This window comes from Rhodoferax sp. SPJ4 (assembly GCF_058216275.1).
In genome coordinates this window covers 519,218-544,657 of record NZ_JBYZMN010000002.1, presented here as the reverse complement: position 1 = coordinate 544,657, position 25,440 = coordinate 519,218, and the positions used below count along the sequence as shown (strand labels likewise).

General features: G+C 59.8%; 24 protein-coding genes and 1 pseudogene. 6 read left to right on the top strand and 19 right to left on the bottom strand.

Translation table 11 applies throughout. From position 1 onward, the window contains the following. The first annotated feature begins 8 nt into the window (after nucleotides 1-8). From fliN to fliR, 5 genes are read left to right on the top strand one after another with little or no spacing between them, the layout of a single operon-like run. Nucleotides 9-425, top strand: coding sequence for a flagellar motor switch protein FliN (fliN, locus tag AC4BAR_RS10020; RefSeq protein WP_490627713.1), 417 nt, complete (start codon nucleotides 9-11; stop codon nucleotides 423-425). 10 nt (nucleotides 426-435) lie between these two features. Further along, the gene (locus AC4BAR_RS10015; protein ID WP_490627712.1) at nucleotides 436-771 is read left to right on the top strand and encodes a FliO/MopB family protein; all 336 of its coding nucleotides are present in this window, start codon (nucleotides 436-438) and stop codon (nucleotides 769-771) included. Continuing rightward, nucleotides 768-1,517 carry a flagellar type III secretion system pore protein FliP gene (gene fliP, locus AC4BAR_RS10010; RefSeq protein WP_490627711.1) on the top strand — a complete coding sequence of 250 codons (750 nt, stop codon included), beginning with the start codon at nucleotides 768-770 and terminating at the stop codon, nucleotides 1,515-1,517. The genes AC4BAR_RS10015 and fliP overlap by 4 nt, the downstream gene beginning before the upstream one ends. Beyond that, a complete protein-coding gene (gene fliQ / locus AC4BAR_RS10005; protein WP_490627710.1) occupies nucleotides 1,514-1,783 on the top strand; it encodes a flagellar biosynthesis protein FliQ in 270 nt (89 codons plus the stop codon). The genes fliP and fliQ overlap by 4 nt, the downstream gene beginning before the upstream one ends. Nucleotides 1,784-1,788: 5 nt before the next feature. Further along, the gene (gene fliR / locus AC4BAR_RS10000; protein ID WP_490627709.1) at nucleotides 1,789-2,547 is read left to right on the top strand and encodes a flagellar biosynthetic protein FliR; all 759 of its coding nucleotides are present in this window, start codon (nucleotides 1,789-1,791) and stop codon (nucleotides 2,545-2,547) included. A gap of 22 nt (nucleotides 2,548-2,569) precedes the next feature. Here the strand turns inward: fliR and AC4BAR_RS09995 are convergent, their stop codons facing one another. From AC4BAR_RS09995 to AC4BAR_RS09955, 9 genes are all read right to left on the bottom strand, one after another. Then, a complete protein-coding gene (locus AC4BAR_RS09995; protein WP_490627708.1) occupies nucleotides 2,570-3,631 on the bottom strand; it encodes a protein-glutamate methylesterase/protein-glutamine glutaminase in 1,062 nt (353 codons plus the stop codon). An 8-nt stretch (nucleotides 3,632-3,639) separates the two neighbouring features. Further along, the gene (gene cheD / locus AC4BAR_RS09990; protein WP_490627707.1) at nucleotides 3,640-4,284 is read right to left on the bottom strand and encodes a chemoreceptor glutamine deamidase CheD; all 645 of its coding nucleotides are present in this window, start codon (nucleotides 4,282-4,284) and stop codon (nucleotides 3,640-3,642) included. Next, nucleotides 4,281-5,153, bottom strand: coding sequence for a CheR family methyltransferase (locus AC4BAR_RS09985; RefSeq protein ID WP_490627706.1), 873 nt, complete (start codon nucleotides 5,151-5,153; stop codon nucleotides 4,281-4,283). Before AC4BAR_RS09985 ends, cheD begins: the two co-directional genes overlap by 4 nt. A gap of 73 nt (nucleotides 5,154-5,226) precedes the next feature. After that, the gene (locus tag AC4BAR_RS09980) at nucleotides 5,227-6,783 is read right to left on the bottom strand and encodes a methyl-accepting chemotaxis protein (RefSeq protein ID WP_490627705.1); all 1,557 of its coding nucleotides are present in this window, start codon (nucleotides 6,781-6,783) and stop codon (nucleotides 5,227-5,229) included. After that, nucleotides 6,780-7,295: a chemotaxis protein CheW gene (locus tag AC4BAR_RS09975; RefSeq protein ID WP_490627704.1), complete on the bottom strand. Its 516-nt coding sequence runs from the start codon at nucleotides 7,293-7,295 to the stop codon at nucleotides 6,780-6,782. The genes AC4BAR_RS09980 and AC4BAR_RS09975 overlap by 4 nt, the downstream gene beginning before the upstream one ends. 40 nt (nucleotides 7,296-7,335) lie before the next feature. Further along, a complete protein-coding gene (locus AC4BAR_RS09970; protein ID WP_490627703.1) occupies nucleotides 7,336-9,072 on the bottom strand; it encodes a methyl-accepting chemotaxis protein in 1,737 nt (578 codons plus the stop codon). Between the two features lie 86 nt (nucleotides 9,073-9,158). Continuing rightward, entirely contained in the window at nucleotides 9,159-11,192 is a 2,034-nt protein-coding gene (locus tag AC4BAR_RS09965) for a chemotaxis protein CheW (RefSeq protein WP_490627702.1), read from the bottom strand. A 13-nt stretch (nucleotides 11,193-11,205) separates the two neighbouring features. Beyond that, complete coding sequence (locus AC4BAR_RS09960; protein WP_490627701.1) at nucleotides 11,206-11,568, bottom strand: response regulator; 363 nt, start codon at nucleotides 11,566-11,568, stop codon at nucleotides 11,206-11,208. A 26-nt stretch (nucleotides 11,569-11,594) separates the two neighbouring features. Next, on the bottom strand, nucleotides 11,595-11,981 hold the full coding sequence (locus AC4BAR_RS09955) for a hypothetical protein (protein ID WP_490627700.1): 387 nt from the start codon (nucleotides 11,979-11,981) through the stop codon (nucleotides 11,595-11,597). 316 nt (nucleotides 11,982-12,297) lie between these two features. On the opposite strand from AC4BAR_RS09955, the pseudogene AC4BAR_RS09950 reads away from it, so the two are divergent. Further along, nucleotides 12,298-13,266: pseudogene (locus AC4BAR_RS09950) on the top strand (transposase). A 203-nt stretch (nucleotides 13,267-13,469) separates the two neighbouring features. Here the strand turns inward: AC4BAR_RS09950 and AC4BAR_RS09945 are convergent. From AC4BAR_RS09945 to AC4BAR_RS09900, 10 genes are all read right to left on the bottom strand, one after another. Next, nucleotides 13,470-14,690: a glycosyltransferase family 4 protein gene (locus tag AC4BAR_RS09945; RefSeq protein ID WP_490627699.1), complete on the bottom strand. Its 1,221-nt coding sequence runs from the start codon at nucleotides 14,688-14,690 to the stop codon at nucleotides 13,470-13,472. After that, nucleotides 14,687-15,721, bottom strand: a complete 1,035-nt coding sequence (locus AC4BAR_RS09940; RefSeq protein ID WP_490627698.1) for a glycosyltransferase — start codon at nucleotides 15,719-15,721, stop codon at nucleotides 14,687-14,689. The genes AC4BAR_RS09945 and AC4BAR_RS09940 overlap by 4 nt, the downstream gene beginning before the upstream one ends. A 39-nt stretch (nucleotides 15,722-15,760) precedes the next feature. Continuing rightward, nucleotides 15,761-16,912 (bottom strand): glycosyltransferase family protein, encoded by a 1,152-nt coding sequence (locus AC4BAR_RS09935; RefSeq protein WP_490627697.1) that lies wholly within the window; start codon nucleotides 16,910-16,912, stop codon nucleotides 15,761-15,763. A 270-nt stretch (nucleotides 16,913-17,182) separates the two neighbouring features. Further along, entirely contained in the window at nucleotides 17,183-18,412 is a 1,230-nt protein-coding gene (locus AC4BAR_RS09930) for a glycosyltransferase family 4 protein (protein ID WP_490627696.1), read from the bottom strand. 120 nt (nucleotides 18,413-18,532) lie between these two features. After that, nucleotides 18,533-19,213 carry a class I SAM-dependent methyltransferase gene (locus AC4BAR_RS09925; protein WP_490627695.1) on the bottom strand — a complete coding sequence of 227 codons (681 nt, stop codon included), beginning with the start codon at nucleotides 19,211-19,213 and terminating at the stop codon, nucleotides 18,533-18,535. A gap of 49 nt (nucleotides 19,214-19,262) precedes the next feature. Next, nucleotides 19,263-20,582 carry an ABC transporter ATP-binding protein gene (locus tag AC4BAR_RS09920; protein WP_490627694.1) on the bottom strand — a complete coding sequence of 440 codons (1,320 nt, stop codon included), beginning with the start codon at nucleotides 20,580-20,582 and terminating at the stop codon, nucleotides 19,263-19,265. Nucleotides 20,583-20,595: 13 nt separating this feature from the next. Next, nucleotides 20,596-21,372, bottom strand: a complete 777-nt coding sequence (locus AC4BAR_RS09915) for an ABC transporter permease (protein ID WP_490627693.1) — start codon at nucleotides 21,370-21,372, stop codon at nucleotides 20,596-20,598. 42 nt (nucleotides 21,373-21,414) lie between these two features. Further along, complete coding sequence (locus tag AC4BAR_RS09910; RefSeq protein WP_490627692.1) at nucleotides 21,415-23,283, bottom strand: FkbM family methyltransferase; 1,869 nt, start codon at nucleotides 23,281-23,283, stop codon at nucleotides 21,415-21,417. Between the two features lie 6 nt (nucleotides 23,284-23,289). Then, nucleotides 23,290-24,417 (bottom strand): non-hydrolyzing UDP-N-acetylglucosamine 2-epimerase, encoded by a 1,128-nt coding sequence (wecB, locus tag AC4BAR_RS09905; protein WP_490627691.1) that lies wholly within the window; start codon nucleotides 24,415-24,417, stop codon nucleotides 23,290-23,292. Continuing rightward, nucleotides 24,410-25,420, bottom strand: coding sequence for a polysaccharide biosynthesis protein (locus AC4BAR_RS09900; protein WP_490627690.1), 1,011 nt, complete (start codon nucleotides 25,418-25,420; stop codon nucleotides 24,410-24,412). The genes wecB and AC4BAR_RS09900 overlap by 8 nt, the downstream gene beginning before the upstream one ends. Nucleotides 25,421-25,440: the final 20 nt, after the last annotated feature.

Here is a 25,440-nt window from a genome sequence, read left to right as displayed (position 1 = left end):
GCCTCCCCATGAGCGCATTCGACTCCAGCCCCACCCAAGACGCGATGGCCGACGACTGGGCCAGCGCCCTCGCCGAAGCCGAGGCCTCGCAGGTCAGCGGCGCCACCGCGCCGCGCTCCGAGCTCTTTCCGCCGCTGGCCGCCAGCGGCCCGCTGACCCAGCGCGACGACATCGACATGGTGCTCGACATCCCGGTGCAGCTGACCGTGGAGCTGGGCCGCACCCGCATCCCGATCAAACACATCCTGCAACTGGCCCAGGGCTCGGTGATCGAACTCGAAGCCCTGGCCGGCGAGCCCATGGACGTGCTGGTGAATGGCTTTCTGATCGCCCAGGGCGAGGTGGTGGTGGTCAACGAGAAGTTCGGCATCCGGCTGACCGACATCGTCACCCCGTCCGAGCGCATGCGCCGTCTCAACCGCTGAACTGCCGCCCATGTCAATCACGTCCTGGAGTCTGGGGGTGCTGGTCCTGGTGGCCATTGCCATCCCCCTGGTGATGAACAGCCTGCGCCGGGCGCCGTTGCGCCAGGCCGGTCCCTGGCGGCTGGAGGTGTTGAACCAGCTCAGCGTGGGCACCCGTGAGCGGGTCATGCTGGTGCGGGCCGCCGACCGCGTGCTGCTGCTGGGCGTCACCGGCCAGCAGATCAGCCTGCTCAACCAGCTCGACGGCCTGCCCGCCGAGCTGCTGACCCAGACCCCGCCCCCGGCCACCGGCTTCGCCCACCTGCTGCGCGACACGCTGAACAGCTACACCGGACGCAAACCATGAAGCGCGCAACCCTTGTGTGGCCCCTGCTGGCCGGCTTGGCCCTGGCCAGTCCCCTGGTGTGGGCCCAGGCCGCCCCGCTGTCGGTGGTGGCCCAGACCAGCGGCGGCAGCACCACCTACTCGGTGCCGGTGCAGACCCTGCTGACCTTTGGCGCGCTGTCTTTCCTGCCCGCGGTGCTGCTGCTGATGACCAGCTTCACCCGGCTGATCATCGTCTTCGGCCTGCTGCGCCAGGCCCTGGGCCTGCAGAGCACGCCGCCCAACCAGGTGCTGGTGGGCATGTCGCTGTTCCTGACCTTCTTCATCATGAGCCCGACGCTGGACCGCATGTACGTGGAGGCCTACAAGCCCTACAACGAACAGAAAATCGGCTTCGAAGAGGCCATCACCAAGGGCGCCGAGCCGCTGCGGGTGTTCATGCTCAAACAGACCCGCCAGGCCGACCTGGCGCTGTTCACCCGCATCGCCAACGAGCCGGTGGCCGAGGCCGCCAAGGTGCCGATGAAGATCCTGGTGCCGGCCTTCGTCACCAGCGAGCTGAAAACCGCCTTCCAGACCGGCTTCATGATCTTCATCCCCTTCCTGGTGATCGACCTGATCGTGGCCAGCGTGCTCACGGCGATGGGCATGATGATGCTGTCGCCGGTGCTGGTGGCCCTGCCCATCAAGCTGATGCTGTTTGTGCTGGCCGACGGCTGGAACCTGATGATGGGCTCGCTGGTGGCGGGCTTCGGAGGCAGCGCATGACGCCGGAAGCGGTGCTCAGCTATGGCAACCAGGCCATGACCATCATGCTGTCGGTCTGTGCGCCCATCCTGATCGTGGCGCTGCTGACCGGCCTGGTCATCAGCCTGCTGCAGGCGGTGACGCAGATCAACGAGGCCACGCTGTCCTTCCTGCCCAAGCTGCTGGCGGTGATGGGCGCCATCACCCTGGCCGGGCCCTGGATGCTGTCCACGCTGGTCGACTGGATACGCCAGGTCATCACCTCGCTGCCCAGCGCCATCGGCTGACGACCATGGTGACCTTCACCTCGGCGCAGATCGACGCCTGGGTCATTGGCGCCCTGCTGCCCTTTCTGCGCATCCTGGCGCTGTTCACCGCCGCCCCCATTTTGTCCAACCGGGCCTTTCCGCCCCGCATCCGGGTGGCGCTGGCCGCCGCCGTGGCTTTTCTGGTGGCGCCCTTTGCCCAGGTGCCGCCCGGCCTCAGCCTGACCGGCCCCGACATGTTTGCGCTGGTGGCCCAGCAGGCCGCGGTGGGCCTGACGCTGGGCTTTGCCGCCCGGCTGGTGTTTGCGATGTTCGAGATCGCCGGCGAGGCGGTGGGCCTGCAGATGGGTTTGTCGTTTGCCGGCTTCTTCAACCCGGCCGGCGGCCAGCAGTCCATCGTCAGCAGCTGGCTCAACACGCTGGCCATGATGGTGTTTCTGGCGCTCAACGGCCATTTGATGCTGATGGACGCGCTGGTCACCAGCTTCAAGGTTTTTCCCATCGCCGCCGACCCGGCCATGGGCCTGCAGCTGCTGCAACTGGACAAGCTGGGCTCGGAGATTTTCCGCCTGGCGCTGGCGCTGGCGCTGCCGCCCAGCGTGCTGCTGCTGTTCATCAACCTGGTGCTGGGCTACACCTCGCGGGTGGCGCCGCAGCTCAACATCATGTCGGTGGGTTTTCCGGCCACCCTGCTGGCCGGCCTGGCCTGGGTGACCTTTGGCACCGAGCACCTGGCCGCGCCGCTGGACGAGGCCATGCGCATGGTGCTGGCACCGCTGCGCTAGCCGCGCCGCCCGGCAGCGCCGGTCAGACCCGGTGCACCTGGGCCAGGCTGCCCAGACGCTGCAGCAGCTGCGGCGCAATGCGCGACAGCGGCAGCACCTCGTGGGCGGCGCCGGCGGCAATCGCCTCGCGCGGCATGCCAAACACCACACAGCTTTCTTCGTTCTGCACGTAGTTGTAGGCGCCGGCGTCGCGCATTTCGCGCATGCCGGCCGCACCGTCGGCGCCCATGCCGGTCAGCATCACGCCGGTGGCGTTGGGCCCCACATGGCGGGCCACCGAACGGAACAACACGTCCACCGAGGGCCGATGGCGGTTCACCGGCTCGGTGTCCGAGACCTCGGTCAGGTAGTTGGCGCCGCTGCGGGTCACGCTCAAATGGCGGCCGCCGGGCGCCACATAGGCGTGGCCCTGCAGGATGCGCTCGCCATGCACCGCCTCTTTCACCCGCACCTGGCACAGCGAATCGAGGCGCGCGGCAAAGCTGGCGGTGAAGCCGGGCGGCATGTGCTGGGTGATGACGATGCCAGGGCTGTCGGGCGGCAAGGCCATCAGCACCTCGCGGATGGCCTCGGTGCCGCCGGTGGAGGCGCCGATGGCGATCAGCTTTTCGGTGCCGTTGCGTGGTGAGGCCAGGCTGGACGGCGTGCGCACCGCCATCACCGGCGGGGCCAGCCGGCGCACCACCCGGGCCTGGGCGGCCGCGCGGATCTTGAAGGTGATTTCGCGGGCCGCGTCGTCCAGGCCCAGCTTGATGCCCAGCCGGGGCTTGGGCACGAAGTCCACCGCACCCAGCTCCAGCGCCCGCATCGTGACCTCGCTGCCGCGCTCGGTCAGCGTGGAGATCATCACCACCGGCATGGGCCGCAGCCGCATCAGCTTTTCCAGGAAATCCAGGCCGTCCATGCGGGGCATCTCGATGTCCAGCGTGATGACGTCGGGGTCCAGCTCGCGGATGACTTCGCGGGCAATGAAGGGGTCGGCCGCCGTGCCCACCACCTGCATGTCTTTTTCGGCGTTGATGATTTCGGTCAGCACGCTGCGGACCAGGGCGGAGTCGTCGACCACGATCACTCGGATGGGCATGGGCAGTCCTAGAACAGTTCGATGTCGCCACTCTGGGGCTTGGACATCAGTTGTTTGCGGTAGGTGGTTTCCTGCAGCTGCAGGTCATTCACGCTGGCCGGGGCGAGCCGCTTGCACAACACCTTGCCGGTGCTGGGGAACAAACAGACCTTGCGCGGGTAGACGTCGAGCACGTCGCGGGCCAGGATGGGAATGCGTTCGCGGGCCAGAAAGGCCTCGACAAAGGCCACGTTCTTCTCACCGATCTGGGTCGAGGCCAGGCTTTTCATCACCTGGCCGCCACCGAAGACCTTGGCCTCCAGCGCCTCGCGCCGGGCGCCGCGCTTGAGCAGCTCGTTGATCAGCAACTCCATCGCGTAGACGCCGAAGCGGCCGCTGGCGTTGTCGCTGCCATCGCCGTCGGGCAGCATGAAATGGTTCATGCCACCCACGCCGGCCTGGCGGTCCTGGATGCAGGCGCTGACACAGGACCCCAGAGTGGTCAGCACCACGATGTCGTCGGACGACACAAAGAACTCGCCCGGCAGCACCTTCACCGCCACCCGCTGGAAGGCCGGTTCGCGGTAGAAGAACGAGGCCTGGTGGTCGCGCCGGGGCAAGGCCCGCAAGCGGGCCAGCTGGGCCGCGTCGTCCGCCGTGGGGGTGAGGGTCATGAGCCGCTGCGCAGGTAGACGGTTTTGCCCACCAGGGTGAACAGGTCGCGGTGGTCGCTGAAGTTCTCCGAATGGCCCACCATCAGCATGCCGCCGGGCTTCATGTTGCGGTGGATGGACTCCAGCACCCGGCGCTGGGTGGGCCGGTCGAAATAAATCATCACGTTGCGGCAGAACACCACGTCGAAGGGCTCGAAGCGCCAGTCGTTGGCCAGCAGGTTCAGCCGCTGGAAGGCCACGCTCTGGCGCAGCTCGGGTTTGACCCGCACCTTGCCGGCGTTGGGGCCGCTGCCCTTGAGGAAGAAGCGCTGCAACCGGGCGGCCGGAAAGCTCGCCACCGATTCGGCGCTGTAGACGCCGCGCTCGGCGGTGGCCAGCACCTCGGTGTCGACGTCGCTGGCCAAGACCGTCACCTTGGTGCTGGCAGGCAGGGTTTCCAGCAGCGTCATGGCGATGGAATAGGGCTCCTCGCCGGTAGAGGCGGCGCAGCACCAGATGCGTGGCGGCGTGGGGCTGCGCTGCTGACGCAGCCAGTCTGCCAGCAGCTCGAAATGGTGGGCCTCGCGGTAGAACGAGGTCAGGTTGGTGGTCAGGCTGTTGATGAAGTCCTGCCACTCGCGGTCGTTGCCCGACTGCACACCGTCGAGGTAGCTGCGAAAGCTGGAATGGCCGCGCTCCTTGATGCGGCGCGACAACCGGCTGTAGACCATGTTCTGTTTGCTGGGGTGCAGGTCGATGCCCACCTGCTGGTGGATCAGCTTGCGCACCCGCTCAAAGTCGCCCTGGTTGAACTCGATGTCGCGGGCCAGCGGATCGGCTGGCGGGGCCATGGTTCGTTGCGGTGCCGGGCGGGAGGAGGCGTTCAGCATGGGTGTCGTTGGCTTGAGAGAGGACGTCGCGGCGGTCAGCGCCCGCCCTGAGGACAGGGCGGGTTGGAGGGTTTCAGGCCATGGCCACCACCCGGAACGAGGCGGCCGAGCGCACCAGGTTGGCGGCCTGGTCTTTCAGGCTGTGGGCGGCGGCGGCGGCTTCTTCCACCAGCGCGGCGTTCTGCTGGGTCATGCGGTCGAGCTCACCGATGGCGTCGTTGACCTCGCCGATGCTGCCGGTCTGCGCGCTGGCCGCGGCACTGATCTCGGCAATCGCCGCGGTGACCCGCTGCACGCTGCGCACGATGTCGTCCATGGCCTCACCGGCGTCGTTGGCCAGCCGGGTGCCGGCCTCGACCTTCTCGGTGCTGGCGCCGATCAAGCCCTTGATCTCGCGGGCCGCTTCGGCGCTGCGCTGGGCCAGGCTGCGCACCTCGCCGGCCACCACCGCAAAGCCGCGCCCTTGTTCACCGGCCCGGGCCGCTTCCACCGCGGCGTTCAGCGCCAGGATGTTGGTCTGGAAGGCAATGCCGTCGATCACCGCGGTGATTTCGGCAATCCGGCTGGAACTGGCGTTGATGTCACCCATGGTGGCCTTGACCTCGGCCACCACCTGGCCGCCGCGGCGGGCCAGATCCACCGCCGAGCCGGCCAGCCGGTTGGCGGTATCGGCCGAGCCGGCCGATTGGCGCATGGTGTCGGTGAGCCGGCCCACGTTGGCCGCGGCCTCCTGCAGGCTGCCGGCGGTGCGCTCGGTGCGCGAGCTGAGGTCCTGGTTGCCGGTGGCGATCTGCTCGGTGGCCACGCTGAGGCTTTCCGAGCCCGAGCGGATGCCGGCCACGATGCCACGCAGTTGCTGCTGCATCTGGGCCAACGCCTGTTGCAGTTCGCCCAGTTCGTCGCCCCGGGTGGAGGTGATGGCGCCCGACAGGTCACCGTTGGCAATGCGGCGGGCGGTGTCGATGGCCTGCCGCACCGGCAGCACCAGGCTGCGCGACATCAGCCAGGCCATGGCCACGGCCAGCACCAGCGCCACCGCCGACAGCACGGCCAGCGTGGTGGTCACCTGTTCGAGCTGGCGTGTGGCCATTTCGTCTTGTTGTTTGACCTTGACGGCGGCACCACCGACCACCGCGTCCAGGCCGGCCAGGTAGCGGTTGGCGGCCGGCATCATCAGGGCCTCGATGTCGGCCTGGGCCTGGGCCGCGGTGGCCTCCTGGCCCAGCTGCGCCAGGATGGACGCACGGATGGCCAGGTAGGCCTTGCGTGACTCGGCCACCTGGGCCGTCAGCGCGCGGTCTTCCGGGGTGCTCAGGCGCTTTTCCAGCTGCTGCTGCACGGCCGAGATGTCGCTGGAGGTTTTCTTCATCGCGCCATCGACATAAGCCGCCAGCGCCGGCGGGCTGCCGGCCTTGGCCAGCAGGATGGCCCGCTGCACATTGAGCCGGGTCTGGGCGCTCCAGTCCATGGCCAGTTCGCGCACCGCCACCAGGGCGGCGCTCTGCGCGTGGGTGCTGGCCAGCACCTGCAGCTGCCACAGGGCCACACCCACCGTCACCGCCTGCAAGGCCAGCAAGGCACCAAAGGCCAGGCCCAGCCGGCCGCGCAAACCCAGACGCCAGGCGGTCATTGCACCATCTCCTGCTGCAGGCCGATCTCGGCCCCACCGAGCAGGGACTCGATGTCGACCAGGATCAGCATGCGCTCGGCCAGGCTGGCCAGGCCGGTGATGAAGGCGGTGTCGCTGGTGGACAAATCGGGCGGCGGCTTGATGGCGCTGCTTTCCAGGTCGACCACGTCGGACACCGAATCGACCACCGCGCCGACCACCCGGCCGCAGACGTTGAGCACCACCACCACCGTGATCTCGGTGTAGTCGGTGGTCTCGCAGCCCAGCTTGATGCGCAGGTCGATGATGGGCACGATGACGCCGCGCAGGTTGACCACGCCCTTGACGAAATGCGGGGCATTGGCGATGCGGGTGGGCGGCTCGTAGGAACGGATTTCCTGCACCTTCTGGATGTCCACACCGTACTCTTCGGCGCCCACCCGGAAGGTGAGGTATTCGCCGGGGCGGGAGCAGCTGTCGTTGCGGTCGGCGGCCTGGCGCGCCAGGTGGCTGCCTTCGTTGATCATGTCCATGGTGTGTCCTTCGCGGTGCGCTGTGGCGGGGGGCCAGAAATCAGAATTGGGTCCAGTCGTCGTCGCCGGCCAGCGCGGCCTGCGGCTTGCTGGGCGCCGCAGCCGGTGCCGGGGCGGCGGCATGGTGAGGCTTGGGTTTGGCCACCGGGGCCGGCCGCACGCTGCGGGGCGGCGGCAGGTGCACATGGGCAGCGGCCGGGGCCGACACCAGCGGTGCATGACCGCCCAGCTTGAACTGCTGGACCGAGCCCACCAGCTCACCGGCGCGCGACTTCAGGCTGCCGGCGGCGGCGGCCAGCTGCTCCACCAGCGCCGCGTTCTGCTGCGTCACCTGGTCGAGCTGGGTGACCGCCTGGCCGACCTGGGCGATGCCCTGGGTCTGTTCCTGGGCGGCCGAGCTGATCTCGCCAATCATGTCGCTGACCCGTTTGACCTGGGAGACGATCTCGCCCATGGTCTTGCCGGCGTCGGCCACCAGCTTGCTGCCGCCCTCGACCTTGCTGACGCTCTCGCCGATCAGGCCCTTGATCTCGCGGGCCGCCTCGGCGCTGCGCTGGGCCAGGCTGCGCACCTCGCCGGCCACCACCGCAAAGCCGCGGCCTTGCTCGCCGGCCCGGGCCGCTTCCACCGCGGCGTTCAGCGCCAGGATGTTGGTCTGGAAGGCGATGCCGTCGATCACACCGATGATGTCGCTGATGCGGCGGCTGGACGAGGAGATGCCCTCCATGGTGCTGACCACCTCGTCCACCACCCGGCCCCCGTCGACCGCGGCCTGGCTGGCGGCGGTGGCCAGTTGCGAGGCCTGGCGGGCGGTGTCGGCGGTGTTGCGCACCGTGCCGTTGAGCTGCTCCATCGAAGCGGCCGTCTGTTGCAGGCTGGAGGCCTGCTGCTCGGTGCGCTGCGACAGGTCTTCGTTGCCGTTGGCGATCTGGCCCGAGCCGCTGGCAATGGCGTCGCTGTTGCTGCGCACCTGCGACACCAGGCCGGCCAGCGCGGTGGTCATCTTGCCCAGCGCGGTGAGCAGTTGGCCGGGTTCGTCGCGGCCGCCTTCCGGCATGGCCGCGCTCAGGTCGCCGCTGGCCAGGGTCTCGGCCACGTTGACGGCCTGCTCGATGGGGCGGGTGATGCTGAGCGTGAGCAGCCAGGCGGCGGCAATGCCCACCAGCGCGGCCAGCAAGGCGGCGGCGGCCACCATCAGGCGCATGCTTTCGTAGCTCTGGCGAACCGACACGGCGATGGCGGCGGCCTGCTGCTCTTCGTAGTCGGCCAGTTGGCGCACCGCCTCGATCCAGCTCTTCTGTGCCGGCAGCGATTCCTCGGCCAGCATCCGGGTGGCTTCGGTGGTTTGCTCCTGGCTGACCAGCTTGCTGACGTTGTCGGCAATCGGTCGGGCCACGGCACGGCGGTTGTTGATCACCGACAGCAGCTCCTGCTCGCGCGGCGTGGGGCTGGGCATCAGTGCAGAGAGCCTCTTCTCGGCGTCGTCGTAGGTCTTGCGGACCTCGGTCAGCTCGCGGGTCACCTGCTCGCGCTGGGCGGACTGGGGAAAGAGAATCAGGTCGCGCACCAGCGCACTGCTGCGGTTGATGGCGCTGTACATGTCGTGGGCGGCACTGGTGTGGCCATGGCGCACATTGACGATGTCGTCCAGGCTGTTCTTCAGTTCGGCCAGGCGTTCGAGCGACAAGCCCGCCATGCCGAGCATCATGGCCAGCATCAGGCCAAAGCCCAGTGCCAGGCGTTGCCCGATCTTGAGGTTGCGCAAAAGACTCGTCATACCAAATGACCTTTCAGTGTTTCCTGCTTTTTCGGCACGGAAGGGGGGAAGCTGAGCGTGGCGGAGAAATGGGTCGGGTTCATGGCTCAGGCCCCGTCGGTCTGGACCAGGGCACCCACGTCGAGGATCAGGGCCACCCGGCCATCGCCCATGATGGTGGCGCCCGACATGTTCTTGACCTTGCGGTAGTTGGCTTCGAGGTTTTTCACCACCACCTGCTGCTGGCCCAGCAGCTCGTCGACCAGCAGGGCCACACGGTGGCCTTCAGAGGCCACCACCACCATGATGGGCGGGCCGGCGGCTGCCACGCGGCGGGGCGGCACGTCACAGACCTGCTCCAGCGCGACCACCGGCAGCCAGTCTTCACGCACCTTGACCACCCGGCTGGTGCCAGCCAGGGTGTTGACGGTGGCGGTGCTGGCCTGGAAGGACTCGACCACACAGGCCAGCGGCAGCACGTAGATTTCGTCGCCCACGCCCACCGTCATGCCGTCCATGATGGCCAGTGTGAGGGGCAGCCGCACCTGGACCCGGGTGCCGGCGCCGGTGGCGGAATCCAGCGTGACGCTGCCGCCCAGGGCCAGGATGTTGCGTTTGACCACGTCCATGCCGACGCCGCGGCCGGACACGTCGGTCACCACCTCGGCGGTGCTGAAGCCGGGCGCAAAAATCAGCTGCCAGACTTCCTGGTCGCTGATGTTGTCGGGCAGGGCCATGCCGTTGGCGCGGGCCTTGGCCAGGATGCGTTCGCGGTCCAGGCCCTTGCCGTCGTCGCGCACCTCGATCAGGATGGAGCCGCCGGAATGCTGGGCCGACAGCGTGATGCGGCCCTGCGGCGACTTGCCCGCCGCCACCCGGTCTTCGGGCTGCTCGATGCCGTGGTCCAGCGAGTTGCGGATCAGATGGGTCAGCGGGTCGGTGATCTTCTCGATCAGGCCCTTGTCCAGCTCGGTGGCTTCGCCAATGGTTTTCAGCTCCACCTGCTTGCCCAGACGGGCGGCCAGGTCGCGCAGCATGCGCGGAAAGCGGTTGAACACCACCGCCATCGGGATCATGCGAATGGACATCACCGCGTCCTGCAGGTGCCGGGTGGTGCGTTCCAGGTCGGCCAGGCCGGACACCAGCTGCTGGTAGGCCTTGAGTTCCAGGGTTTCGGCGCGCTGGGCCAGCACCGCCCGGGTGATGACCAGCTCACCCATCAGGTTGATCAGCTGGTCGACCTTTTCCACCGACACGCGCAGCGTGGTCTCGGCCGGGGTGCCAGCGGCCGCGGCCGGTGCGGCGGCGCGGGCGGCCGGCTTGTCGGCCGGTGGGGGCGCCACCGGGGCCTTGGCCTTGGCCACGGGTGTCTCAAAGAAGCCATAGCCGGGGTCCACCGGCTCGGTCTTGTCTTGTGGCCAGGGGCTGATCTGCAATTGCTCGCGCGGCACATGGAAACAGCACAGGTCCAGCAGGTCGTCGTCGTTGCTGGTGGTGGTGAGCTTGAAGCGCACGGTGCGCTCGTCCTGCTCTGGCGCCGGCGGGCAGCGGTCGAGCTGGCCCAGGCCACCGATTTCCTTGAACAGCGTCACCAGGTCGTCGGCCAGGTCGGGCGAGGCCAGCGGGCCGGCACGCATCTCCAGCACCCGCTCGCTCTGGGCCGGGGCGGCGGCAGCGGCGCTGCCGGCCGGGCCATGGGCCAGCACCGGGCCATCGCTGTCAAAGCTCTGGATTGTGTCGATCAGGGCCAGCACCTCGGCCGTGGTTTCGCGTGCATTGCCGCTCTGGTGGGCGCCCAGCATGGCGCGCAACGCGTCGCCCGAGGCCAGCAGCACGTCCACCATGCGGGGGTTCAGGCCCAGCTCATGGCGGCGCAGCTTGTCCAGCAGCGTCTCCATCACATGGGTCAGGCTGGTGACGTCTTCGAAGCCGAAGGTGGCGGCGCCGCCCTTGATGGAGTGGGCGCAGCGGAATACCGCGTTCAGCGCCTCGTCGTCGGGCGCGTCCACACTCATCTCGAGCAGCAGCTGCTCCATGCCGGCCAGGCTTTCCCCAGCCTCTTCAAAGAAGACCTGGTAGAACTGGGTCAGGTCGAAGTTCTGTCCGGCGTCGGCCTGCCGGGAGGCGCTGAGGTCGCTCATGCTGTGTCGCCTCTCAGACCACAACCTTGCGCACCACCTCGATCAGCCGTGCTGGATCGAAGGGCTTGACCAGCCAGCCGGTGGCGCCCGCGGCGCGGCCGGCCTGCTTCATGTCGTCGCTGGACTCGGTGGTCAGGATCAGGATGGGCACCTGGCGGTGCTGGCCCTGCGAGCGCAGAGAGCGCGTCAGCGACAGGCCGTCCATGCGGGGCATGTTCTGGTCGGTCAACACCAGGTCGACGGTGCGATGGCGCAGCTTGTCCAGCGCGTCCAGGCCGTCCACCGCCTCGATCACCTGGTAGCCCGCACTTTCCAGGGTGAAGGTCACCATCTGGCGCATGGATGCCGAATCGTCAACGGCAAGGATGGATGGCATGGGGGAAGACTCCAGGGAGGGCATGGTTAGAAAAAGTCAATGCTGCCGGCCTGCACGCTGGTCGGCCCCACCGGGCAGGGGCGGCAAGGGGCCATGGGGGTGTCGTTGGAGGCGGCGGTGCCGTCCAGAAAAACGCGTTCGGGGGCCACGGCTGCCAGCGCCAGACGGGTTTGCACATGGGCCAGCATCTGGTGGGCCATGTCTTCGAACTGCAGCGCCACCGCGGCGTCCGACAGCTGCTGGCGCAAGGCCAGCCACTGGTCGGCGTCGCTGCCATCGGCTTCCAACGCGTTCACCAGCCGGGACGCCCCGGCAAAGCAGGTGAACAGGCGCCGCGAGGCCTCGGCCAGCAGGTGGTCGAGGCGGGCCAGCTCGGCAGCGGCGGCGTCCAGCGCATCGGCCGGGCCGGGCATCGGTGTCTCGGTCGCAAGACCAGGGTGGGTGGGGCGCATCGGGTGTGTAAAAAAAGGGCAGTTCTGGGCCTGCCCTTGAGTTATCGGCCGCGAATGCCGTGACAAAAATCCGATTAAGGCGGTGTCAATGCCGCTTTTCGCCGCCTGGGGGTGCCGGGCTTGGGTTGAAGCCAGCGGCGCGGCCGGACCCGGTGTACTTGATTTCGGCGGCTGGCTGCCGAAATCAAGCCCATGCTATTTCCGCATAAGTCTGACTGGACGGATACCAGCTTCACAGACATCTTTTTAAGGTGGAAGATGAAACCGGAAGTGTTTCATGGAGAGAAGAAGGACATTTGATCGCGGATTCAAGCTCGAGGCGGTCAAACTGATCTCTGAGCGTGGCGTAGCTGTGGCCCGGCCGGCCGAGGACCTCGACGTTCATGAGAACGTATTGAGCAAATGGGTTCTTGAGCTGCGTGATGAGCCCCAGGAAGCGTTCCCTGGCAATGGCAAGCAAAAGGCCCAGGACGCTGCGATAGCGCGGCTAGGCAAGGAAGTTGCCAAGCTCAAGTGGAGCGCGAAATCCTGAAAAATCACGTCCTCCTTCGCGAAGGAGTCGATGTGGAGTTCGACATCGTGGCGAAAAACCGATGGACCTAGCTGGTCAATCTGATGTGCGAGGCGCTCCGGCTTCTCGTACGATGGCTTTCACGCATCGCTCACGCGGCCCAGGAGCCAGCGCAGCTCAGCGATGACGCTGGGTACGCAGGTGCCAGCGACCGCGCTCACAGCGCACGCTGCGTGTGGCGCGACGTGCTGGAACAAGACCCGGCTTGTAGCCTACATTGCATCAAGCGGCTCATGCGCGAGCAGGTACTGAGTGCCCGGCCCCTAAGATGCGCAATGCCCAAAGACCTTAGCGCGCAGTGCAGCGACCCATAACGTGCTAGACCTATACTCGCGGCGTATCGTGGGTTGGTCAATTCAGAACCTGGGGATGCACTGATGATGGCCGTGTGGCGTCGAAGCAAATCTTTCGCCCTGCTGTACCACTCGGATCAAGGCAGCCAGCACACCCGCGAGTACCTCTAGAAGCTGCTGGAGGAACCAGGGATCACTTGCAGCAAGAGCCAAGCCGGCCAGCTCTGGGACAACTCGGCCATGGAGAGCCTCTTCAGCTCGCTCATGTCCGAGCGCACGGCCGGGAAGGTATATCGGAACACACGGCCAGGCCCGTTCAGACACGTTAGACCGCATCGAGTGCTTCTACAACCCGACGCGTCGGCGTTCGATATTGGCGTAGCTCTATCCTATGTAGTGGTAGTGCGAGCAAGCCCAAAAAGCTTGGATCGGTATCAATGGAACTGGTAGCAGCCCACTCCATGAATCCCACAATCTGACTGTGATGAAATTTAACGCAAACTTTTCCGAGAAGATCTCGGCAAATTACCCGATCTGTAGGCTTCCATCATCTCCAATCTATTTCATTAAGATTGCCAACTGACTTCAAGTGAGCGCTGTCAACCAATCAACAAGTTCACCCACACGTTGGTTTGAGTGAAAGTTTTGTTCAAAGTATCTGCGCGCGTTAGTCCCCAGGCGGCTACGCTCAATTGCCGTCATCTCGTACAAGCGCAGCACTGTGGCCGCCAATGCTTCAGGGTCCTCCGCCGGACAGCATGCGCCGGCATCGGCTTCGATGACGAGCCGCGCAGCCTCTCCACTCAGCGCCGCAATAATGGGCTTGCCCGCCGCCATGTAGGACTGCAACTTACTCGGAACTGTCGTCGACAGGACATGGTCGTCTTTCAACGACACCAGCAAGATCGAAGCGGCTGAGAAAAGCGAAGGCATCACCTCCGATGGCAAACGGGCGGTCATCACGATGTTGTCGAGCCGCCGCTCTTCGATGTCACAGGCGATAGATTCGGCCCGGCTACCGCTGCCGATGAGAAAAAATCTAATTTGAGAATGTACGCGCAGGCGCTCTGCGGCAGCAACGATGGTCTCGCATGCCTGTACCGAACCGATATTGCCGGTGAACAGCACTGAAAAGTACCGATTGATCTCGGCGACGAGCTGCTCTTCCTGTTCTGATTGTGGCAAGGCTATCGTGAGGTCACCAGTCGAATTCGGGTAGTAGCGGATTTTGCTCTTGTCATCCACGAGGCGTTCGACCGCCCCCCTGAATGCCTCCGACTGGATAAGTATCGAGTCCGTATGCCTATAAATAAAGCGCACGGCAGTTTCGACAAACCGAAGAAGCAAGCGATTCTGGACATGACCGGTCGCCTGAAGCGCCTCAGGCCAGATGTCCTGAACCCAGACGACCAGAGGCGCTCCCTTGAGCCAAGCCATGAACAGCGCAGGCAGGGCCTGGAGAAGCGGCGAGGACGCGTAAACGAAGACGGCGTCGAAACGCTTGCGGCGCAGTGCCAGCGGCGCAAGCAAGTAGCCGGACATGATGAACGACAGATAGTTGAGAACCAGCCTACGGGTCGAGCCGCTCCCACGCGGGATCAGCGGAATCCTGACCACATCTATATCGGCCAGTTTCTGACGTTGCACGCCGGCTATCGTATAACCTGGATAGATTCGGCCTTCCGGGTAATTCGGCTTGCCGGTGAGCACAGTAACGTCGATACCCCGCTTTTGGAGATCGATAGCCAGCTTGTTAATCAAGAAGTTTTCAGGCCAAAAGTGCTGGGACCAGATCAACAATTTCACAGCCAAACCTCGCGCAGAAACTCCTCCGGTGAACGAGGCTGGGTCAAGGGTTCTGATGCATCGAGAAATCTCTGGACGGCGCGAGCAATCGAAATCGGAGATCTCGGGTCGAAGGTTTCCGCCGGCGCGACGACATCGCGCACGTAATCGAGTTCTGAGGCGATGATGGGCAGGCCATAACTTTTTGCCTCGAGCAATGGCATTCCCAGTGACTCTGTTTGGGAGGGATAAATCAATGCCGATGAGGATTGATAGACCCGCGCCAGATCAGCATCGAGCAGTTGACCCAAATTGACGACGTTGAGCGAAAAATCTTCGACGGCTCGCAGAATCTCGTAAACCAGCGCAGGACATGTCGCCGGATCCACTGTCAGCGCCAGCGAAGGCTTCAGTCCGGCATCTCCTAGCAGCCGCCAGGCTTTCAGCAAATTCTGATGATTCTTGTGCGCCTCGCCGCTAGCAACGTAGATGAAATCGAACCGCTTCCCGCCGCAATCGACGGCTACCGTTGTCGCAGCCTCTTCCGAGGGCATGAACGGCACCACCGACACCTGCACCTCGCGACGCAACCAAGCCTTCAAAGAGACTGCCATTGAGGGCGTCTGCACGATGTAGCGTGAGCACCTCGTCTGTAGCGCTCGGCTCCACAACCGCTCAATCTGAATTCTCATCCAGGCCCTGAGAGGATATCCTGCGAGACCTCCTCGTTCGATCATCAAGCGATTCTGAACCATGACAATGACGCGCCCACGGAGAGGCAACAACGGCGGCAGGCCATGAAAGCAGAAAATGATGGCGTCTTTGTCAGCAGCTTGTCGCAGCCACAATTCGGCACGCAATCGCTCTCCCAAGCGCGGCGCGACCCAACTCACATCTACGCTTGGCGATAGCGTCAGTCGCCCACGACTTCGCAAATCCAGGAAAGCTCGCAGCGATTTCCCGTCAGGCCATGCGGCAAGAAGCGCCTTCAGCAAGGCAAAGCCACCACCTGTATGCACATTGGGCGCGTAGAGGACGAAGTTAGCCGGCATAGTGAAGCCGGAAGCAATGCTCGCAACCGGTCATTGCGATCATAGGTTGGCGATGATGTTGGCAAAGCGGTGTGCCACCTGTGCGCCGCTGAATGTTCCCCGATAGGTTTCGTTGCACCACGGACAGTCTTTACGATTTTGCACATGGGCCACCGCCTCTTCGACGGCGTGTGAAATCGCTTCGATATCGTTAGGTCTTGCATGCCAGCAGTCGAGCTGCCTGAAGGCGTCTTCGGAGCTGCCTGGCGGCACCAGACCAACCATAGGTGTGCACGCACCCATGTAATCCGACAACTTGCTAGGCAGGAAGAGATTTTGTCGAATATTGGCCTCAATCAGCAGCAAAATGTCTGCGTCATACATCTTCTCGAGTGATTCAACAAAAGATACGCTTCCGATCGTCCTGACCGTACCTTCTGGCAAGCTCAAAGCTGCGGGCGTCTGCAACATCTCCGGTGGCATGTGGCCAAGGAGTTCCACCGCAATATTGCCTCGCAGGTCAGGACGCCGACCGAACAAGTTCACCAAGGCTTGAAAAAGCGGCTCAGGCGAACGACGCCCGTAGAGCACGCCTGCATAGCGCATCACGACTTTTTCGTTGCGGAGTTTCGGACGCTGCGGAAAGAGCGCCTCGTCATAGGCATGCGGGATGACGTCCGTCTTGCGCCTGATTGCTTTCGGTTGGTTCCTGAGCATCAAGTCGAGTGAGTAGCGAGAGCTGTGCACGATGAAGTCTGCCAATTCGACCGTACGGGGCTCGTGGCGCCAGTTCCAGAACTTCGTCAAAGGACTGACTTCAAGTGGATTACCGGCCCAGGGATCGCTGAACTGCGCGATCCAGCGAACGTTAGGGCGCGCCTGCTTGACCCTCACCATCACCGCATTTATCGAATGAAAAGGCGACCAGGTCATTACTGCGTCGTACTCCCCAAGGTCCATATCCATCAGCGTCGCGTAGGCGGATTTCTGCAAGACCGTCATTAAGTCGGGCACACGCGACCACAGGAGTGACCGACTGATCAGTTTCGACGTCGGGTTGAGGCGAGTGATTGTTCCGAAAGTCGCCTCGGCAAACGGCACCAAGCTGTGATCCAGCGGCAACTCCTTGCAGAACGAGTCGGCACAAACGACGTCAACCGCAAACCCAGCGCGAGCGAGCGCTGCCATCGGCTTGTAGATGGCAGCGGTCATCTGCACTTGCATCGGTGGAAATGCATAGGCAAAAAGCAGAATACGCCCTTTACCGGTCGACGTCTTCTCTCTGGTCACCCCTGGGAGCATCGCATCGATTGCGTCAGTAGGTGCTCTATCTGACCACACGGACAGCTCCCGGACTAAGTCTGATCGGCGTGTCGATCACAAGGCTACGAGCGAATGTCACGAGCGAATTGGCAAGAACAACGAAAAAAACGGGAAGACCGAGTAAAAACGATTCAACAGTCGTCCAACTGGCGATAGCGGTCATGGTCCGCCTCTGCGTTTGGCAATGACTTTCCGATAGAGCGCGGCAACACGTTCCGCCTGCTTACGAACGTCATAGTGTTCTTCCGCCAGTTGCCGGGACCGCCGCCCACGCCGCAAGCGCTCCTCTGGGTTACGGATCAGCCGCTCAATGGCCACTGCGAGCGCCGCTGAATCGCGCGCCGGCACGGCAACCGCGCAGTCAGGCGTAAAGGTAACCTCCGGCAGCGCCGTGCCCTCAAAGCAGACGGTGGGCTTGCCGCTGGCCATCGCTTCAACCGCCATCAAACCAAACGAGTCAGCCAGCGATGGCATCACGAACAGGTCTGTTGCATCGTAGACATCGCGCATCACCTCGTCGTCATTGATCCAGCCGAGCTCGACCACTTGGAAACGCTGCTTGAATTTCTCGATCCGCCCTTTGTCGTTCAGGGTCAATAGGCAGACCGGTTGATCGACCGCGAGCCTGTCGAGGGCTTCGATGATGTACTGCAACCCCTTGAAGTCGTTATGTACCGAACGGAAACAGAGGACCAACCTTCCCGGCTCGATACCCAGTCGCGCTTTCGCGGCAGCCTGATTGCCACCCTTGAAAAACTCGAGATCCAAACCAAACGGAATACGATGTACTGGCACACCTTCAAACAGTGGCGACTGCATGACCATGTTCTCCATCCACTTCGAGGCCACGATCACTTCGAAATTAGACCGACGATATGCGAACCTCTTCAGACGGAAATTGATTGCCGTAGTGTCCGATGAGATCTGGAAGTCGGTGGTGAGGTCGGGACAACTGCCGCAGCCGGTCTTCCAGCGAGAGCAGGCAAACGGGTGAATACAGTGCCCAGTCATCGCCCATGGGTCGTGCAGCGTCCATACTGTGGGCTTGAGCGCCGTCAACGCGGGCAGTGATTGCAGGCTCAGAAAACCAGAATGAATGATGTGGTAGTGGACGAGGTCGGCCTCCACGAACTCAGGAAAGCGCCGGAGATGTATGCCGTTACTGTAAAGCTGCGACTGCAGCGACAGCACTTTTTCGACCCCCCTCGTCAAGCGATTGATTTTGCGTAATGCCTGCCCTTCCAGGCTGATAACGCCCTCCTCGAGGCGGTCCTGCTCCCAAACGAAGTGCTTTGACGAAACACCGAGATTTGCCAGATAAGGCCTGAGCGAAAGGCCATTGAAGCGGCGGCCCGGAGACTGATAGCCGTTTACCTGCAATATCTTCATGTTGCGCTTTAGATCGCTCTAAGAGTTTAGATGCCTTGCTAGGGAGTCCTGAAGCCAAGACCGATTGAGTCAGGATACTGAGAGTGTTGCGGTCGATTCGGGCCGCCCAACCGGTCGGACTTATTGCTTACAAAAATGCACCCAGTGCCAAAGTGTTCGCAGGCTCACCTGCTGCGTTCTGATCTCACAAAACTTAAGACCATTGTCACGCGCGAGTTCGGCAAGCTGTGAAACCGACCAGCTGATCGAAGGCTCATAGACCTTCATCTCTGCATCCCGCTTGTCTACACCGTCGTACAACTCTTCGAGGAATTGAACGACGAAGATCCCGTTTGGTGCCAGGTGATCTTTCAGGACATTGAAATAGTCCTGGACCAGCGCGCGGGAAAGGTGCTGCATGACTACAACCGAGAACACCAGATCAATGCCCGACGGAATATCCTCGTGATAGCGCGATGCAAGCACTGGCGTAAAGTTGCCGATACCATGGGCAGAGAGGAACTCGGTAGCTCGGGCCAGGAGCTTCTGGCTCACATCGATACCCCAGACATGTTTTACGTGCGGCGCGATTAGCAAAGTTTCCCGCCCATAGCCGCAGCCAATAACAACGACCCTAGTTTCTGGAGTCAGAGTCGAGAACTGCGATATCGCTTCGGCAGCGTCATAGCCACCATATTCGTTCAAGCTGAATTCTCGCAGGCCCTGGTAAATTGGATGACGATCGAAATAATTTTCTTCGTCCTGTAATCTTTCCCAATACTCCCGATTTCCTACCACTCTTTGGTTTTTTTCAGATTCCAATTTTCTACTCCAATAATTGACTAGGCGTCCGGAAGCAGACCCTCGACTTTCATCCTTCGGCGAGCACTTCGAGCGAATATCCCATGACCATCTGGCCATGCAACACGACGGAAGTATCGCAATACAGATCGATCACATTCGTATATTCCTTCAACGGAAACATTCGATTCAATTCACCGATCGCCAGCCCCGGGCTGACAAAATAGGTTCCCGGAGCAAGCTTCATGGGATCAATCGAACAACGAACAATGCACCGCGTCGTCGATCTCAGATCAATGTCCGGATTGTTGCCGTCAAAATCATTACTTGCAAAATTCGTAATCACCCAGCCTTGGCTGTTCTCGAGGCGAAATCCGACCAGTAGTTTGGCCTGAACCCCATGCTCTGCGCATACTTCTGCGATGACACGCGGATTCCACTCGCAGACCATTTCGATTTTTATCCTGTCATTCCAGGTGAAGATATTCGGCGGGCGCAGGCCGCTAATTCGCAACTGGCTTATCCAGGCACCCCCATGTCCCCAATGTTTTTCGAGACCACTCATACCGACGTCGAGCAAGTAATGGCCGTCCTGACCAGCAGCCTTAAGTTTTAAAGGCTCTCCGCCGGGTACATCCTCAACCGGCATCTGCTCGGCCTTCGGGAACATCAGCTGGTAGTAACGATTGGTAACCTCGTCAGGATCCCCAATCGCTTCTAACCCACCTTTATCGATCAGGATGAGCCGGTCGCAAAACGACTTGACGGTGAAGATATCGTGACTAACGAAAAGAATCGTCTTACCGCGTGCCTTGAATGCACGCATGAAATCCACACACTTCTTCTGAAAACGAACGTCGCCGACAGCCAATGCTTCGTCGATGATCAGAATATCCGGATCGACATGGATCGAAACGGAAAATGCCAAGCGAACGAACATTCCGCTTGAATAAACCTTGACCGGCTGATCGATGAATTCACCAATGTCAGCAAAGGCAATGATCGCTTCAGCCTGATCACGCATTTCAGCCTTTGAACAACCCATTAAAGCGCCATGAAAATAGATATTTTCCCTACCGGTCAGCTCCGGATTAAAACCAGCACCAAGCTCCAATAACGATGCAATCGTACCATCGATCGAGACTTCGCCAGAAGTCGGCTTAAGCACACCAGCGATGATCTTTAGTAGGGTCGACTTACCCGAACCGTTGCGACCAATAATACCAAGACTTTCACCTTCAGAAACGCTAAAACTGACATCCTTGAGAGCATTATGATTCTTGTGCCGGCATTTACCGAATGGCAGAAAGATCTCGAGCGCATGATCCGTTTTCGAATTAAATAACTTATATGTCTTGGTCAAGCCGCGAACAGAAATAACATTACCCATGAATGTCAATCAATCAGAGAACATCGGCGAAATCATATTTCGCCTTTTTAAAAACGAAACAACCCAAAACAAGAAGACTACTAGAAATTAACCAAAAATATAGCGTTTGGATCGGTTTTTCAAAGAACCAGACATTAAAAAGCAGAGAGTCGCGATAACCCTGAACGATATAATTTACCGGATTGAGAGCTAGCAACCACGAAAACCTCTCCGGTAACATTTTTGCGTCCCATAAGATTGGCGTCCCCCACAATCCAATCTGAATCAAAATTGCCATCACGCCCTGAAAATCACGAAAAAATACCTGAATCACTGAGCACAATATAGAAATTGCTAAAACCAGCACCACCATTGCGATCAAGTAGTAACCGAGCTGCAACCAGAAAATATTTGGAAATTTTCCATAAAAAATGAAGAGTAGAAGTAAAAGCAGCAGATTAACAGCGTGGACATAAAGCGATGATGCAGCCTTCACGATTGGTAGTAATTCAGTAGCAAAGCTCATCTTCTTCACAAGAAAACTGTACTCAACGATTGAATTTCCTCCAGATACAACGGCATCGCTGATATAAAACCAGACAATCAATCCAGTGATTAACCAGAGATCAAAGCTAACACCATTGATCGGTGCCGAGCGAAATCCGATATTGAAAACGAAGAGTAGTACTGCAATCGTTGAAAAGGGTGCAGCAAACGCCCAAAAAGCCCCAAAAAAAGTCCCCAAATATCGCCGCTTAAAATCTGAACTGACAAGATTTTTAAAAATGGCAAAATATCGCAAAATATTCAAAAACACCCCCTCCGATTATTCACTCTAAATATAACCAGATTGTTAGCGAAATAGTCGCATGATCCAACGGCCAACACGAATTGGAAAAAACATCTGATACCGATTTAGATGAGAATGGAGAACTTGAGTGATTGCACGTTGTTCGTTCAATTGCAAGCATATCGTAGAATATTGCTCCTGACATTGAACTAGGGCGGCACGCTGTTCATTCAATTGCAAACACATCGCAGAATATTGCCCCTGACATTGAACCAGGGCTGCGGTCAGATCGCGACGTTCTGCATGCAAACGGCTCGATCCAATACTCAGTGGTTGACTCCACATCGCTGTATCGGCGTAACTGGCTCCAATGAAGCACCTTCCGTCTGGTTCGACATGAAGCAGCTCTGTCCTATAGCCAATCGGCACGATGATCTCAAGAGTAGCTAGTGCGCAAAAGATGGAGTGAAGTTCGATGAGTAGCACTGGGCGGTGTTGACGAAGAACGTCTACTGCACCGGCAAGCGCCAAATGCTCAGACCCTTCAATATCGATCTTTATGCACGCGGGGGACACCCCAGTATCCTTAACGAACTGGTCGAGCGTGGTGAGTTCCACATCAACCTCAGTAAAGCCCTGCTCGGCAAGACGCTCATCAGACAAGGTTGTGTGCGCACCGTCGAGATAGGAGGCGCTACTTATCCCATCATCAACATTGTGATGCACATTAAATTTACACTTACCTAGCTCATCCGCAACGGCCAACGGAAAAATCCGAATTCTATCGTGCACGTCCGGATTTTCGGAGAGATTTAACTTTAGACGATCAATATTGAACGGATTGGGTTCGAAGACATAAACACGGCCACTCGGACCAACCAGTTGAGCAAACTGCATGCTGTTTACACCGACGAATCCACCAAGATCGAATATTGTCTTTCCGATAAGTTCGTGTTGCTCAAGGTAATTGATAAGGAAACTGTCGTAATTTCCTTGCTCGTAGTATTCCAAGTAGCTTGGAACTACATAAACTGCTAACCCGACCAAACTGCCCCGTTCGAAGCGATGAAGCACTGGCTGTTCACTCACAGCATAAGCAATTTCGAAGGTTTCGCGCGGCCAGTCTCCTTGCAAGCGCGACCCACGAATACGGGCCTTATTCCAAAGAGCGCGATAGCTTTCCTCGCCCTGCTTCGGGTCATCCTGAAATGAAGTTGAGATCCGAACGAAATAGTGGCCACGAGAAATTGCCTGAAACCCGAGGTCATGTAAAAACCGACGAAGACTTCCCAGGGTATAACGGTTGCAGTGCATACCCCTAGTTTCTTCCAGGACATCGGACGAATCCAATCCTCGCTCGTCAAGACCGTCTGCAATTACATCATTATCAACAGCAAAATCCGGTGTATTTATAACAATCACCGCCTCTGGCGAAAGAATAGCCTTCAAAGCCTGAAGAATTTCGCGCAGCTCGATTCGAGGCACATGCTCAACAAAGTCCAGCATGATCACTACATCAATCAAGGGGCGTGCCGAATATTTATTTTGCTCAACATAGGCGCGAATGAATTCGATTGCATCAGCACAAATTATTTGCGGCCCCTTAATAGCGAATTTCTCCAAAAACTCAGTAGCAATTTCGCATGCCGCCACAGAAAAATCAACCCCAATGTAGGTACTGGCACCAGCCTCCCACACGTGCTTGATTGTTTCACCACGACCGAATCCGAATTCGAGAATATTGGCACCGGATAAGTTGACATGACTTAGAATTTCCTTATCATGCTCACGCAGGTCGCCGTTAAGGAATTCCTCAACACCTTCTACACCATAATTCAAATTATTACCTTCGCCATCTTTACGCAAAAAGTAAGCCGAATTATATTTCTCAGCAAGATATCCCAATTTTAATTCCTTTTCGCGCAATATCAATCAGACTTACGCCTTAGCCCAGACTGTTCGATTTACAAAATCGGTATAACTCAATACAATACGAAGAATCTTTTCCGAGACGTAGCCAGCGTCGTAGTCAGCGACTACTTTTTGTATTCGCTTCGATTTGCGATTTTGGCCAGTCGTCACACGTACAGCATCAAGCACTCGTCCGGCTTTCAAGCCGCACATGATCAAAGTCCCTTCATCCATTCCCTCGGGCCGTTCGTGCGCATTGCGAATCGTAATCGCCGATAGATTCAGTAGCGAAGCCTCTTCGGTAATCGTCCCGCTGTCCGATAGGACACAAAATGCCTTCATTTGCAGCTTCACATAGTCAAAAAAGCCAAACGGTTTGAGGAAGCGAATCCTCGAGTCGAGCCCCTCAATGCCGAGCTTTTCCAGGCGCTGGCGGGTGCGCGGATGGGTTGAAACAATCACTGGCATGTCGTAAAGCTCGGCCAGCGCGCGCAGGCTGTCCAGCAAGTCCTGCAGATTGGCTGGTGTATCGACGTTCTCTTCGCGATGGGCACTCACCAGAAAGTAGCGCTCGGGTACGAGCGCCAGTTGGTCGAGAACGCTGGACTCGAGAATCTTCGGCATGAAGTGGTTCAACACTTCCTGCATATGTGAGCCTGACTTGATGATGCGGTCTGCAGGAATTCCTTCAGCAAGCAAATAACGTCGGGCGTGTTCGGTCAGCACGATGTTTATGTCGCTCAGGTGGTCGAGCACCTTGCGATTCAACTCTTCCGGAACCCGTTGATCGAAGCAACGATTGCCTGCCTCCATGTGGAAGACCGGTATCTTGCGCCGCTTGGCCGAAATGACTGACAGGCAGGAGTTCGTATCACCGTAAAGCAAAAGCGCGTCGGGCTGCTCCTTCTCCAACACCTCATCAGACTTCTCGATCACGCGGGCGATCGTTTGCGCAGCATTGTTGCCAACAGCGCCAAGAAAATGATCAGGCTTGCGAATGCCAAGATCATCAAAAAAGACCTGATTGAGCTCGTAATCGAAATTCTGCCCAGTATGAACCAGTATGTGCTGCGTATGCTGGTCAAATTCGGCAATGACGCGCGACATCTTGATCAACTCAGGTCGAGTGCCAACTATCGTCATCACCTTAAGCATTCAACTGCTCCCGAATGAAGCTGAGTCTGCTAAGTAGCTTCTTGACTTCACCGACATCCAGCCGTTCCGTATTGTGCGAGGTGTAGTCCTCGAAGCTGGCAATTTCGATTTCACCCTCGACCGAAAACTTTGCGTAGTTGAGATCCCGGTTGTCAGCAGGGATCCGATAATATCGACCCATATCATCGGCCTTGGCAAGCTCTTCCCGTGCAATGAGCGATTCGTATAGTTTTTCACCATGTCGGGTTCCGATCACGCGAATCTCGGTTGGTTGTTCGAACAACTCTTTCAAGGCCTGAGCCAAAACCTCGATTGTCGATGCCGGGGCCTTCTGGACAAAAATGTCACCCTGGTGAGCATGCTCGAAGGCATGAAGAACGAGATCCACAGAGTCTTCGAGTGACATCAGGAATCGAGTCATCGCGGGGTCAGTGATGGTCAGCGGCTTGCCTTCCTTAATCTGCTTGACAAAAAGGGGAATAACCGAACCGCGTGAGGCCATGACATTGCCGTAGCGAGTGGCACAGAAAACGGTCTCGCCTTCCGAGCGCATTCGAGCTTTGGCCACCATCAACTTTTCCATCATAGCCTTAGAAATACCCATGGCGTTGATCGGATAAACAGCCTTGTCGGTGCTGAGAACGACGACACGCTCGACATTGTTCGCGATCGCTGCGTTCATTACGTTTTCTGCTCCGAGCACGTTCGTGCGCACGGCCTCCATCGGGTAGAACTCACAGGATGGAACCTGCTTCAGCGCCGCCGCATGAAAAACATAGTTCACGCCCTTCATTGCCTCGTGAATGCTGTCGTAGTTCCGAACGTCGCCAATGTAGAACTTCAACTTCGGATTGTTAAAAGCAATCCGCATGTCTTCCTGTTTCTTCTCGTCACGACTGAAAATACGAATCTCCTTCACATCCGTGTCGAGAAAGCGCTTCAGCACCGCGTTGCCGAAGGAACCGGTGCCACCCGTGATCATCAGGGTCTTGTCGATAAACATCTTGTGATACCTTTTCACTT